General features: G+C 72.9%; 10 protein-coding genes. 4 read left to right on the top strand and 6 right to left on the bottom strand.

Annotated features, from left to right (window positions below; all coding sequences use genetic code 11):
- Nucleotides 1–2: 2 nt before the first annotated feature.
- Nucleotides 3–458 carry a peptidoglycan-binding domain-containing protein gene (locus tag ACLZOT_RS28235; RefSeq protein ID WP_416971904.1) on the top strand — a complete coding sequence of 152 codons (456 nt, stop codon included), beginning with the start codon at nt 3–5 and terminating at the stop codon, nt 456–458.
- 229 nt (nt 459–687) lie between these two features.
- Here ACLZOT_RS28235 and ACLZOT_RS28230 read toward each other — a convergent pair whose 3' ends face one another.
- The 3 genes from ACLZOT_RS28230 to ACLZOT_RS28220 form a co-directional block, all read right to left on the bottom strand.
- On the bottom strand, nt 688–1,362 hold the full coding sequence (locus ACLZOT_RS28230; RefSeq protein WP_416971903.1) for an HAD-IA family hydrolase: 675 nt from the start codon (nt 1,360–1,362) through the stop codon (nt 688–690).
- Nucleotides 1,363–1,546: 184 nt separating this feature from the next.
- Nucleotides 1,547–2,023 carry a hypothetical protein gene (locus ACLZOT_RS28225; RefSeq protein WP_416971902.1) on the bottom strand — a complete coding sequence of 159 codons (477 nt, stop codon included), beginning with the start codon at nt 2,021–2,023 and terminating at the stop codon, nt 1,547–1,549.
- A gap of 890 nt (nt 2,024–2,913) precedes the next feature.
- A complete protein-coding gene (locus ACLZOT_RS28220) occupies nt 2,914–3,495 on the bottom strand; it encodes a TMEM165/GDT1 family protein (protein WP_416971901.1) in 582 nt (193 codons plus the stop codon).
- Between the two features lie 432 nt (nt 3,496–3,927).
- Here ACLZOT_RS28220 and ACLZOT_RS28215 point away from each other — a divergent pair, with 432 nt between their 5' ends.
- Both ACLZOT_RS28215 and ACLZOT_RS28210 read left to right on the top strand, forming a co-directional pair.
- The gene (locus ACLZOT_RS28215) at nt 3,928–4,572 is read left to right on the top strand and encodes an HNH endonuclease family protein (RefSeq protein ID WP_416971900.1); all 645 of its coding nucleotides are present in this window, start codon (nt 3,928–3,930) and stop codon (nt 4,570–4,572) included.
- A gap of 1,409 nt (nt 4,573–5,981) precedes the next feature.
- The gene (locus ACLZOT_RS28210; RefSeq protein ID WP_416971899.1) at nt 5,982–8,930 is read left to right on the top strand and encodes a BTAD domain-containing putative transcriptional regulator; all 2,949 of its coding nucleotides are present in this window, start codon (nt 5,982–5,984) and stop codon (nt 8,928–8,930) included.
- Here ACLZOT_RS28210 and ACLZOT_RS28205 read toward each other — a convergent pair.
- Together ACLZOT_RS28205 and ACLZOT_RS28200 are read right to left on the bottom strand one after the other, a co-directional pair.
- Entirely contained in the window at nt 8,922–9,731 is an 810-nt protein-coding gene (locus ACLZOT_RS28205; protein WP_416971898.1) for a hypothetical protein, read from the bottom strand. The two genes, ACLZOT_RS28210 and ACLZOT_RS28205, sit on opposite strands and share 9 nt — an antisense overlap.
- A 50-nt stretch (nt 9,732–9,781) precedes the next feature.
- On the bottom strand, nt 9,782–10,123 hold the full coding sequence (locus ACLZOT_RS28200) for a helix-turn-helix domain-containing protein (RefSeq protein WP_416971897.1): 342 nt from the start codon (nt 10,121–10,123) through the stop codon (nt 9,782–9,784).
- Nucleotides 10,124–10,412: 289 nt separating this feature from the next.
- On the opposite strand from ACLZOT_RS28200, the gene ACLZOT_RS28195 reads away from it, so the two are divergent.
- Nucleotides 10,413–12,317, top strand: a complete 1,905-nt coding sequence (locus tag ACLZOT_RS28195) for an FAD/NAD(P)-binding protein (RefSeq protein ID WP_416971896.1) — start codon at nt 10,413–10,415, stop codon at nt 12,315–12,317.
- A gap of 63 nt (nt 12,318–12,380) precedes the next feature.
- Here ACLZOT_RS28195 and ACLZOT_RS28190 read toward each other — a convergent pair whose 3' ends face one another.
- On the bottom strand, nt 12,381–12,914 hold the full coding sequence (locus ACLZOT_RS28190) for a superoxide dismutase family protein (RefSeq protein WP_416971895.1): 534 nt from the start codon (nt 12,912–12,914) through the stop codon (nt 12,381–12,383).
- Nucleotides 12,915–13,095: the final 181 nt, after the last annotated feature.

The raw sequence follows: 13,095 nt of genomic DNA, 5'->3' as shown, positions 1-13,095 counted from the left end.
CCGTGCCGTCCCGGAGCGCGGCGGCGTCCGTGGAGGCGCCTGCCGCGCGGACCGCCGAGCCCACGCCGACGTCCGACGCGGCGGCCCCGTCCGAGAGCGCGGCGCCCTCGCCCTCGCCGACACCCTCCGGCGGCTCCCCCTCGCCCTCCTCCTCCACGACCGCCTCCCCCTCCGCCGAGGCGTCTCCCACCGGGGGCTCCGCCGAGGACCAGCGCCAGGTGCCCAGCCTCACGGTCGCGGTGCTGCGGCGCGGCGACACCGGGGCCGAGGTACGGGAACTCCAGCTGCGGCTGAAGGAGTTGTACCTGTACAGCGAGGACGCGGACGGGGTCTTCGACGAGCCGGTCGAGAGCGCGCTCAAGAACTACCAGTGGTCGAAGAACATCACCGCCGACGAGCTGGGGGTGTACGGGGCGGCGACCCGGGAACGCCTGGAGAAGGAGACGAAAGAGCCTTGAAGGGGTGAGGAGCCCCCGCAGGACACGGAGACCCCGGGGAGCCCGGAGAAGGACCGGCCGTCGAAGGAGGCCACTTCACCGGCCGACGGGACGCGGGGCACGGGCCGACGGGGTACGGCGTGACAGGGCGCGGATGCCGGCAGGGACCGTGTGAGCAGCGGGCGGGCAGAGGCGCCGGGCCGGACGCCGGGCCGGCGGGCTCGGCGCCGTAAGCGTCGTCGGACAGCCCTCAGGTCCGCGCGCCCCGCACGTGCAGCCGGACCCCGTCCTCGGTGACCTCCACCGCGATCTCGCGCAGGTCCCGTACGACGGCGTCGGGGGCGTGCGCGGCGGCCCGCTCGCCCACTCCCACGACCCGCATCCCCGCGGCCTGCCCCGCCTGGATGCCCGCGCCGGAGTCCTCGAAGACGACGCAGTCGGCGGGGGCGATGCCCAGTTCCGCGGCGGCCTTGAGGAAGCCCTCGGGGTCGGGCTTGCTGGCGCCGACGGACTCGGCGGTGATGCGCAGGGCGGGCAGCGGGAGCCCGGCGGCGGCCATGCGGGCGGTGGAGAGGGGTACGTCCGCCGAGGTCACGAGCGCGTGCGGGACCCCGGCGAGGGCGGTGAGGAAGGCGGAGGCGCCGGGTACGGGGACGACGCCGTCCATGTCGGCCGTCTCCGCGGCGAGCATGCGGGCGTTGTCCGCGAGGTTCTGTTCGACGGGGCGGTCGGGGAGCAGCAGGGCCATCGAGGCGTGGCCCTGGCGGCCGTGGACGACCCTCATCACGTCGTCGCCGTCCAGTGCGTGCTGGTCGGCCCACCGGCGCCAGATCCGCTCCACCACCGCATCCGAGTTGACGAGCGTCCCGTCCATGTCGAGCAGGAGGGCCCGAGCGGCTATGACAACAGGCTCGGCGATCGACATGCACACTCCAGACGCCCGGAATCCAGGAACCAAGGTGGCCCCGCCCGCCGGTCAGGGAGAACGAGCGGGAACCACTTTGTTTCTCCACGGTACAAAACGAATTCGCTCGCCGCCACCACCCACCCGAAACTTCACCGGGCGTTCAGCGGGGGCGGCAGGTTCGGCGGGGCCGCGCGCGGGGGCCCTACGTCCAGTTCGGCTCGCTGTAGGTCAGCGAGTTGACCTGTCCGATCTTCGCCGGGTCGAAGTGGTACTTGCTCGTGAAGATCGACCAGCTCTGGATCCAGCGGTAACGGTTCGGCTGGCCGAAGTCGTCCCAGCTCTCGTCCCAGATGAACACGTTGGCGAAGCCGGGCACCTGGCGGAGACGGGCGTTGCTCAGCGCGTGCTCGGTCTTGTCGCAGGACGCCCGGTTGATGGTGACGATGCCGTCCCAGCTTCCCCACAGGGCGAAGTAGTCGGTCCGGTTCGGGATGTAGTAGAGGAAGCTCGACGGGCCGACCAGGAAGACCCTGTCTCCGGTGGTGGGCGTCTTGAACCGCGTGCCCTCCGGCGGGCAGGCGAGCGCGGAGTCGGGGGCGGCGGCCGAGACACCGGCCGTGGTCAGTGACAGGCCGAGCGCGAGGGCCAGGGCGAGACAGGAACGACGTAATCGTTTCACGGGTGATGCTCCCCTTCTGGGTTGCGGGTTCCGGGTTGCGGGTTGCGGGTTGCGGGTTCCGGGTTGCGGGTTCCGGGTTCCGGGTTCCGGCGACGAGAACAGCGACCGTCGCCGCCCGGGCGGACGACCCGCCCGCCCCACGCCACTGTGGCCAAGGCTCGGGGCCCCGGCAAGGAACTCCGGCACGGATGAACACAGCGGCATCCCGACAGGCACGGGAATGCGCCACCCGCACTGACCTCGACCGCACCGCCGGGCCGACGGGCCCCGGGCACACCGTCCACACGGGCCGCACCGCCCACCCGGGCGCCCTGGCCGACCCGTCAACCCCGTCACCCCCGCTGGCCCTGAGCGCCCCGCCGACCTCGACCGCACCGGGCGCCGCCGTAAGCGCACCCTCCACGTCAACACCAGGCACTCCGGCCGCCTCACGAACCTCACCCGCCCCGGGCACCCGACCGCGCCAGGCACCCGGACCTCACCGTCCAGACCACCCCCGCCGGCACCAAGCGCTCTCGCCACTCCGGCCGGCCCCGAGCCGCCCCCGGGCACCTTGACCACACGGCCGACCTCAACCGCACCGGCCACCCCGGGTGCCCAGCCGATCCAGCCACCCCGGGTGCCCAGCCGGCTCCAGCCTCGGCCACACCAGGCACCCCGCCGACCCCGACCGCACCGGCCGCCCCATCCACACCGCCGACTCCAGCCACACCAGGGCTGTGAGCGCGCCCGGCGGCCCCGGCCCACACCAGCCGCCCAGCCGACCCTGGCCCGCACCGCCCACCCCGGCCACACCGGGTACCCCGGTCACCCAGCCGGATCCAGTCACACCAGGCACCCGCCCACCCCGGCCCGCACCGGCAACTCCGGCCGCCCCGGGCGCCCCGTCCTCACCCCGCAACCGCCTCCCAGAGGCTCCACACCCCCAGCCCCAGCATCAGTACCGCCGCGATCTGGGTGATCAGCCTCAGCGGTACCCGCTTCATCAGCGCCTTCCCCCCGACGATGCCCAGCCCGGCGACGGCCCACAGGGCCAGGACCGCACCGAGGCCGACAGAGAGGGGGTCGTCGTAGCGGGCGGCGAGGTTCGCGGTCATGATCTGGGTGAGGTCCCCGAACTCGGCGACGAGGATGAGCATGAATCCCGCCCCGGCGACCTTGAAGAAGGACTGGTTCTCGGGGCGGCGGACCTCCTCCTCGCCCTCGTCCTTCTTGAGGAGCAGCATCGCGGCGCCGCCGAGGAAGAGGACCCCGGTGAGGGCGTGGACGAGCTGCTGCGGGAGAAGGGTCAGGACGCTGCCCGCGGCCACCGCGAGGACCACGTGGACGAGGAACGCCGCGGCGACCCCGGCGAACACGTACGACGCCCGGTAGCGCGTACCGAGGACGAGCCCGGCGAGCGCCGTCTTGTCGGGCAGCTCGGCAAGGAAGACGACGCCGAAGACGAGCGCCGTCACACTGATGCTGATCAAGGTTCCTCAATCGGTCGGGTGCCACCCCACCGAGAGTGCTGAGCCTCATCCACGGAGACACCTCGGCAGGACAGCACACGGGCCCCGCGTCGGACGACACGGAGGTGCACTGCTTGCCGAAGGTCTCGCTGGCGGGTGTCACCACCCCGCCTCCGGGCGCCGGCTCAGGCGAGCTGAGCAGTATGTCGACGGTCCGGCGAAGAGCTACTCCCCTTCTGCGCCGCCCATCGTACGCGACGGCACCGGCATCGCCGTAGGGGCGAAAGTCCCCCGCCCCCTCACCACAGAGCTCGTCACAGAACTCGCCGCAGACCTTGTCTTGTCATGCTCGCGTCACTAACTTCTTACCGCCCGCACACCTCACCGCAATACACCCCCGCGAGCATTCCATCGCCCCCCGCTCCAACACCCCCACACTCCCCGGGAGTTCGCATGCGAAAGTTCTACGCGCGTGGACGGCTCAGCATACTCGCCGCCCTTACCGGGCTCATAGCCTCCGTCGGCGTCCTCAACGGCCCGACGGCGTCCGCCGCGCTCCCCACGCCCGTCAGCGCCGCCACCGCCCGCAGCTACCTGTCCCAGCTCACCGTGGCCACCGAGGACCGCACGGGCTACGACCGGGACCTGTTCCCGCACTGGATCACCATCTCCGGTGCCTGCAACACGCGTGAGACCGTCCTCAAGAGGGACGGGTCCAACGTCGTCACCAACTCCTCCTGCGCCGCCACCAGCGGCAGCTGGTACTCCCCCTACGACGGGGCTACCTGGACCGCCGCGTCCGACCTCGACATCGACCACCTCGTCCCGCTCGCCGAGGCGTGGGACTCCGGCGCCAGCGCCTGGACCACGGCCCAGCGGCAGGCGTTCGCCAACGACCTCACCCGTCCGCAGCTCATCGCGGTCACCGACAACGTCAACCAGGCCAAGAGCGACCAGGACCCGGCCGAGTGGATGCCGTCGGTCACCTCGTACCGCTGCACGTACGTCCGCGCCTGGGTGCAGGTGAAGTACTACTACGACCTGTCCGTCGACTCCGCCGAGAAGTCCGCGCTGACGAGCTACCTCGCCGGCTGCTGATCCCTCACCGGGAGATGCCACAGCGCGGGGCCCTGCCTCGTCCACGGAAACGCAAGGCTTCCCGGGACGAGAAGACGACGGGCCTCGCGCTGTGCATCTCGCGCACCGCTCGCGTCACGAAGAGGTTCGCCCCCGGGAAGAACCGGCCACCACGCACGACGGAGACTGAACCGAAGACGCGACCACCACCTTCGCCAAGGGGCCGCCCCACCGCACGCACGCAACAGGCCACGAAACTCCAGGAGTTGCGGCCCCTGCCGCCCTCCCCCGCATCCCGGACCCCGGGCAGCGCGACCAAGACCGAGGCCACTACCCAGGAAACCTGGCAGAGCCACGCCGCCTCGGCCCCCCGGCCCCACTCGACGCAGCCACCCACGCCACGATCGACGCCCCGCGCTCACCGCAGACGCACCGAAATGCGTACGTGGCCCTCCGACTCCCGAGCCCGCCACCCACCGCTCCCCCGAAGACCCGGCACGGGCGGCGGAGTTGGCCGATTCCGAGCCGCCGACCGCACCGCCGCCCCTGGAGCAGCTGAGCCCGTCGGAGCGGCTGAGCCCGTCGGAGCGAGCGGTGTTCGTGCCGCGGGAGGTCTTCGACGTCCCGTTCCCTGAAGTCGCCCCGGGCGGTGGGCCGTTCGGATACGGCCCGCCGTCGGCTCGCGGCACATGGCCGGCGGACCGGCCGCGTTTCACGGCGAGCCGGACGGAACGCACCCCCTCTTCGAAGCTCTGCGCGAGAGCGATGTGCCGGGCCCGCGATGGCTGTCGGCAGCCGGTGCGGCCATGGCGAGCGGCAGCGGCGGCAAGGCGCCCGGCCGGCGCGCGGCGCGAGCCCGGTGGCGTGTCCGTTCGGTGTGGCGCTCCCGAAGAGCCCGGATCAGGGTCGCGGCCGATCCGCGCGCCCTGGGCGACCGGCCCGGCGCGCTCTCCTGGGGCGCCGGAGGAGGGGAACGCCCGCGTCGATGCCGGGCTTCGACGGTGACCGGATCGGGGTGGTCCATCTGGCCATCAACACCGACAAGCCTCGTCATATCAGCCCGCTCATGGACGCCTGGGTGGTCGGCCGGGCATTTCGGTGGGCCGGGCGCGACCGAACACCCGGAACCGGGAACACCGGACGTGGAGAATTTGCGACTCTTTTGCCGCGCGCATATTCAGACAGGCCGCCTCCACAGGAAACCCCGGTCCTGATTTTCAGGAGCCGGTGCTGTTCCAGTCGGGAGCCCATGCAGTTGCCTGACGGTTCATTTCGGTCTTCACATCTTCCCTCTCTGCGCCTCTCTCGGAGGTAATCCCCCAGCCAATCACATGAGTTGAATGAGAACGTCCGGCCACAATTGTTTGAAGTCACAAGTTCTCGGCTAGGATGGCCCGCGCTGCGCTCGGTTCGACCAGAGAGGTGACCCGGTGGCGGTCCTCCATGTGTCCCTCCTCGGATTTCTCGAAGTGCGCCGCGACTCGACCGACCTGGACCTGGGAAACCCTCAGCAGCAGGCCCTGTTCACCGCCCTCCTGCTGCGCCGCGGGCGGACCGCGTCGGCGTCGGACCTGATGGCGGCCATCTGGGGCGAGGAGGTCCCCGCCTCCGCGCTCACCACCTTGCGCACCTATGCCTGGCGGCTGCGCAAGATTCTGGAAACCAACAGCAAGTCCCCGGAGTTTCTGGTCTCGGTGGGCGACGGATACCGCCTGCTGGTGAAGGACGAACACATCGACTGGTACGAGGCGAAACGCCTCAGCCGGGAAGCCGTCGACGCCCCGGGCCCGCACCACGCGCTGGACTACCTGGAACGGGCTCTCGCCCTGTGGAAAGGAGAACCCCTCGCGGGGATTCCCGGCCCGTACGCGGCACTTCAGCGCGATCGCATCGACGAGACCCGCCTCACTCTTGAGGAAGAGCGCCTCGACACGGCGATCACACTCGGCCGGGGCCAGTTGTGCATTCCCGAGTTGGTGGAACTGGTCGGCCGTTATCCGTTACGGGAGCGACTGTACGCCCTGTTGATGAGAGCACAGGCCGGATCCGGCCGCCGGGCGGACGCCCTGACGACGTATCACGAAGCGCGCCGCCTCCTCGTGGACGAACTCGGCGTCGAGCCCGGCGCCGAACTCACCGCCGTGCACCGCCGGATACTGAACGGCGAGCTGGACGCCGTACCCGACCCGCCCGAGGGCCCGGCGGCGGTGGACGACCGGACGGTCACCGCGCCCGTGCTGCCGCCCGCCCAACTCCCGCCGGAGCCCGCCGACTTCATCGGCCGGGCACATGTCGCGCAGGCAATCGCCTCGGCGATGAACGCGGAGAGCAGGCCGACGCTCCCGGTGGTGGTGCTGGCCGGCATGGGCGGCGTGGGCAAGTCCTCGCTCGCCCTGCACGTCGCACACCGGGTCCGCGAGGCGTACCCCGACGGGCAGTTGTACGCCGACCTGGGCGCGATGGCCGCGCCCCGGACCGTGCTGGCCGGGTTCCTGCGGGCGCTCGGCGCACGCCCGGAGGACGTGCCGGAGCCGCTGGAGGCGCGTACGGCGCTGCTGCGGACGATGCTGAACGAGCGCAGGGTGCTGATCGTGCTGGACGACGCCCGGGATGCGGCGCAGATCCGGCCGCTGCTGCCGGGCAGCGCGCACTGCGGGGTGCTGATCACCAGCCGGACCCGGCTGGGCGGTCTCCCGGCCTCGCTCCAGGTCGAGTTGGAGGCGTTCTACCTCGAAGAGGCGCTGGAGCTGCTGAGGCACACGATCGGCGCGGAGCGGGTGCGCGCGGAGCCGGAGGCGGCCGCCGCGCTGATGGAGTCGTGCGCCTGTCTGCCGCTCGCCGTACGGATCGTGGCGGCCCGGCTGGCGGCCCGGCCGCGCTGGTCGATCCGGTCGCTGACCGCGCGGCTGGCCGACGAGCGGCGCAGGCTCAGCGAGTTGAGGGCGGGCGAGCTGACCGTGTCGGCCGTCTTCGACGTGACGTTCCGTCAACTCCCCGTGGACCAGGCGCACGCGCTGTGCCTGCTGGCCTGTGTGAGCAGCCCGGACCTGTCGCTGGCGAGCGCGTCCGCGCTGCTCGGTGTGGACGAGGCGGAGGCGGAGGAGTTCCTGGAGTCGCTGGTCGACGCGGCGGTCCTTCAGGCACCGTCGGCGGGCCGGTACCGGTTCCACAGCCTGCTGCGGACGTTCGCCCGGGAGAAGCTGCCCAGGGCCGCGTACGTGGAGCCGTTCCGGCGGCTGCTGCACTCGCTGCTCGCCTCGGCGGCGGAGGCGTTCCGGCACGCGGTGCCCGGCGATCCGATCGAGGACGCCCTGGCCCCGGCCAGGATGCCGGGCCGGCGGTTCGGGGGGCTCGCCGAGGCGCGGGCGTGGGCGGTCGCGGAGGCGCCGACGGCGCTCGCGGTGGCCGCGCAGGCCGCGCAGGCCGCCCGGGAGTGGTCGGAGGCGAGGCCCGGGGAGTCCGGCGAGCACGACCACCGGGAGTGGCTGACCCCGGCGACGGATCTACTGATCGCGCTCAGCGCCTTCTGGGGTGACACGAGCCATGTGGCGTGGCACACCACGCTCCAGGTCCTGACCCGGGCCTCGGTGCTGGCCGGCGACGAACGCGCCGAGGGGCGGGCCCGGTTCCTCAGCGGGAACATCCACCTCGCCCGTTCCCGGCTCGCCGCGGCCGTCGAACACTCCACGCTCGCGGTCGCCCTGACCCGGCACACCGGGGACCTGGTGATCCTGCGCCAGGCCCTCAACGACCTGGGTCTCGCCCACCAGTCGAGAGGCCGGTTCCCGGACGCCGAGGTCTGCTACGCGGAGGCGATCGAGCTGGCCCGCCGCCTCGGCCACACCGCCGGCGAGGTCGCGACGACCCTCAACTCGGCGCTCCTGCACGTGGACACGGGCGACCCGGGCCGGGCGATCGGCGTCTGCGAACGGCTGCTCGCGGACGCCTCGGCGCTGTGCGAGAACCCGGCGGGGGCGGCGTACGCCTTCTACGTCCTCGGGGTCGCCCACCACGCGCTGGAGGACCACCGGGCGGCCGTGTCCTGGTACGAGCGGTGCCTGTCCGTCGCGCTGGACGCGGGGCTGGCGGGCCGGGAGGCGTGTGCCCGGTTCCGGCTCGCGGACTCGCTGCGGGCCCTCGGGCACGCCGAGTCGGCGGTGGTGGAGGCGGTGCGCGCGGTCGAGATGTGCGAACGGGCGGGCGACGTACGCAACTTGGCGCTCGCGATGCTGGTCCTCGGCCAGGTGCGGCTCGACCTCGGCGAGCGGGAGGCGGCGCGCTCCGCGCTCACCGACGCCCGGCTGCTGCTGGCCGAACTGCGGCTGCCGCAGGAGCGCGACGCGGCCCGGCTGCTGCTCACCGTCCCCGCCTCATGGTGAGCCGCCCGGCCGGGTGGTCACCGCGAGGAGGTGCGCGCCGCGCGCCCCGGAGTCGGGGTCGATCAGCAACTCCCGTTCCATCTTGAGGACATGGGCGAAGGTGTCCTCCTCGTGCGGGACCCGCTCGTAGAAGGTGCTCGCGGCGGGCAGGACCAGGCCAGGGAAGCCGGTGAGGGCGTCCACGCGCAGGTCGAGCGCCCGGCACAGGAGCCGGATCTGACCGGGTGTGAACAGGTGCGCGTGCGGGGCGTCGGGGGCGCCGGGGTCGTGTCCGGCGAGGCTGTGCAGGGCCGCCTGGAGATCGCCGCAGCCGAGGTATTCGAGGGCGGTGTGCCAACGGCTCGGCAGGAACGACACCATGAGCCCGTCGGGCGCCACCAGGGCCGCCAACTCCTTGAGCCCTGGCTCCGGTTGGGTGAAGGCGCTGAGCGGCGAGCAGTCGTGGAAGACGAGGTCGTGGCCGCCGTCGCCCAGCAGGCCCGCCAACTCGCCGGGGCGGGCCGCGAGATGGCGCACCCGGTCGCCGTACCCGGCGTCGGCCGAGCGGGCGCGGGCCTCGTCGGCCGCCTCGGGGGTGGGGGCGATGTGGACGCCGGTGCTGTGCGGGTGCTCCGCGGCGATGCGGCGGGCCCAGCGGCCGGCGCGGGCCGAGACGTCGACGAACGTGAAGGACGGCGGCAGCCGGGGGAAGACGGACTGCTGGAAGGCCGTCCACAGCAACGCGTCGGTGAGCCGGCCGTAGAGGCCGTCCTCGCCGCCCTGGGTGCGGACTGTCCCCTCGTGCTGCGGTGAACTGGTCACTGTGGCCTCTCGGTTCGCGGCGCGTACGGACCCTCCACGGCTCCCGGGCGTCAGCCGCGGCCCGGTGGGCGCCGGGGTGCGGGGACCCGGTCGACGGACGGCGGCTGGGGGACGGCGGGGCGCTCCGGGACGCGCAGCCGGGAGCCGAGCACCATGCCCAGCTGGAAGCGGTTGTCGACGCCGAGGCGGTCCATCAGCGCGCGCAGGATGTTGGTGACCGTGCGGGGGCTGACCCCGAGCCGGTGGGCGGCGCTGGTGTCGGTGTGCCCGGCGTACAGCAGGGCGATGAGTTTGCGCTGCCGGTCGTCGAGGTCGAGGGCCGCGGCGGGCGTCCGCCGGTGCGCCTGCGGGCGGACGGGCCTGACGGCCGCCGGGAACTCGGGAGCTGCCATGGGTGCGTGCCTCTTCCCCTGGGGTCCGGGTCGTCTCGCCCCTCACTGTGCGGGCCCGCGATCAAGGCCGGATCAGCGCGGGATCAGCGCGGGCACGGCAAAGGTTTTCCGCGCGTTCGCGTGTGGGGGAACTGTGACCGGAGGGGTCCGCGTTGGCTTCCGTGACGGGCGGGGGCAATGATGAGGCGGCCGTCCGTTCCCCGAACGGGCGTCCGTCCCCTTCCGGGGGCGTCTTTGCCCACTGCGCCCCCACACGCCTGGGAGTCCACCTTTGTCCACTGTGTTCTCTGTGCCGCAGCAACGGTCGAGCGCCGGCGCGGCGCCGCCCGCGGTCGCCCTCGTCGGCGCCGGTCCGCGCGGCACCAGCGTCCTGGAACGCCTCTGCGCCTCGGCGCCGGACCTGCTCGCGCCGGGCGTACGGCTGACCGTGCACGTCGTCGACCCGGCCCCGCCGGGCCCCGGCCGCGTCTGGCGCACCGCGCAGTCCGAGGACCTGCTGATGAACACGGTCGCCTCGCAGGTGACCCTGTTCACGGACGACAGCGTGAACTGCTCGGGCCCGGTCCTGGCGGGACCGAGCCTGCACGAGTGGGCGGACGGCCGCATCGGCCCCGACGACTACCCGACCCGGGCGCTGTACGGCCGTTACCTGGAGTGGGTGTTCGCCCGCACCCTGCGCCACGCACCGCCCTCGGTGCGCGTCGAGACCCACCGGGCGCGCGCGATACGCCTCGACGACGCGGCGGACGGCCGGCAGACCCTCGCCCTCGACAACGGCCGTACGCTGAACGGACTTTCGGCCGTCGTCCTCGCGCAGGGCCATCTGCCGGTACGGCCCTCCCCGGCCGAACTGCGCGACGCCGCCCACGCCGAGCGCCACACCCTGCGGCACGTCCCGCCCGCCAACCCGGCCGACGTCGACCTCGGTGCCGTCCGGCCCGGCGAGCCGGTGCTGCTGCGCGGTCTCGGGCTCAACTTCTTCGACCACATGGCCCTGTTGACGACCGGCCGGGGCGGTGCGTACGTCCGTGAGGGCGGCGCCCTGCGGTACGTGCCGTCCGGCCGGGAGCCGCGGCTGTACGCCGGTTCGCGGCGCGGGCTGCCGTACCAGGCGCGCGGCGACAACGCGAAGGGCCCCTACGGGCGGCACCTGCCCGAGGTGCTGACGCCCGAGGCGGTCTCGGCGCTGCGCAAGCGCGCGGACTCCGGGGAGGCGCCCGACTTCCTGCGCGACGTCTGGCCGTTGGTGGCCAAGGAGGTCGAGACCGTCTACTACTCGGTGCTCGTGGGGCGCCCCGAGTTCGCGCCGCGCTATCTGGCCGCGCCCTACGGCGATCCCCAAGAGGCCGCGCTGCTCGCCGAGTTCGGGGTGGCGGACGAGGCGCGGTGGGACTGGGAGCGGGTGTCCCGGCCTTACGCGGAACGGGAGTTCGGGCATCGCGGCGAGTGGCGGGAGTGGCTCCTCGGCCATCTGCGGGCGGACGCGGCGGAAGCTCGGCGGGGGAATGTCGACGGTCCGCTGAAGGCCGCTCTCGACGTACTGCGGGATCTGCGCAACGAGTTGAGGCTCGTCGTCGACCACGGCGGGCTGCGCGGGGACTCGCGGCGCGACCATCTCGACCGCTGGTACACGCCGCTCAACGCGTTCCTGTCCATCGGGCCGCCCCGGCGCCGGATCGAGGAGCTGACCGCGCTGCTGGAGGCGGGCGTCGTGGAGGTGCTGGGCCCGCGCCTGGAGGTGACGCGGGAGGACGGGGCGTGGCTCGCCCACTCCCCCGACGTGCCCGGCTCGGCGGTCCGCGTCACCACGCTCGTCGAGGCGCGGCTCCCGGAACCCGACCTGGCGGTGAGCGCCGACCCGCTGCTGGCCCACCTGCGGGAGACCGGGCAGTGCCGGGCGCACGTCGTCGACGGGTACACCACCGGGGGTGTCGACGTCTCCGGGCGGCCCTACCACCTCCTCGACCGGGAGGGGGTACCCCATACCCGGCGGTTCGCGTTCGGGGTGCCGACCGAGGGGGTGCACTGGGTGACCGCCGCGGGGGCACGGCCAGGGGTGGACTCGGTGACGCTGTCGGACGCGGACGCGGTGGCCCGGGCGGTGCTGCGGGTAGCGGTGGAGGGTGGCGTGAAGGGGCAGGCGGCGGCGGGGGGCTCGTCGGCCGTGAGTGGCTCTGAAGTAGTACGGGTCTGACATACCGGAGTACTACGGGGGTGTACCTCTGCCGAGGTTCGAGGGAGGCCCACCCCCTCGTGCTCAGCTCGCGTCGGTCCAGGCGAACGGCACCGTGAAGCAGCCCACGCGGGCCCCCTTCGAGCCGGGCTCGTCGTGGATCACCACGGACGCGGCCTCGCCCGGCCGGAAGGTCCACGCGTGCGTGGCGACCCCCACGCCCGAGCCCTCCTTCCCGGTCGTGAAGTCGAGCCACACCTCGTTCCGCGGGGTGACGTACTCGGGTCCCGTACCCGGCGTGTGCTGGTAGTGCCCGCCGGCCGCCGCCGGATCGGCCCCGCACGCCTTCTGGTGCACATGCGCGCCGTACGCGCGACCGGAGGGGAGACCACTCACCCGGAGCGTTACGACGGTGGCGCCGCCGTACGTCGTCCGCTGGACGACCTCGATCGACGAGCCCGCGGGGACGAGGTCCTGGTCGTAGGTGACGGCGTCCGACGGGACGAAGGCGGTCGGCGGGGCGAACCGGGCGTCGGCCCGCAGGACGACGTCACGGGCCGCACCGGGCCCGGCCGCGAGGGCCGCGGCGAGGGCGCCCGCGCAGATGGCTGCCAGCATGGATGCTCACCATTTCCGGAGTTTCGGTCGTTTGTCTCGGTCCGGCGCGATCGCTACCCCCTTGTTCCGTTGTTAAGGGACCCGGGCTGTGAACGCCGCTCGAAACGTGCCGTTCGAGTGAACATTCCATGCGCGTCGTACGTACCCCCGCTGGATCTTCTGTCACTCCCTGGGCGTACGC

The organism is Streptomyces sp. 4F14 (genome assembly GCF_048159485.1).
Taxonomy (GTDB): domain Bacteria; phylum Actinomycetota; class Actinomycetes; order Streptomycetales; family Streptomycetaceae; genus Streptomyces.
This window is presented reverse-complemented; position numbering and strand designations above follow the sequence as displayed.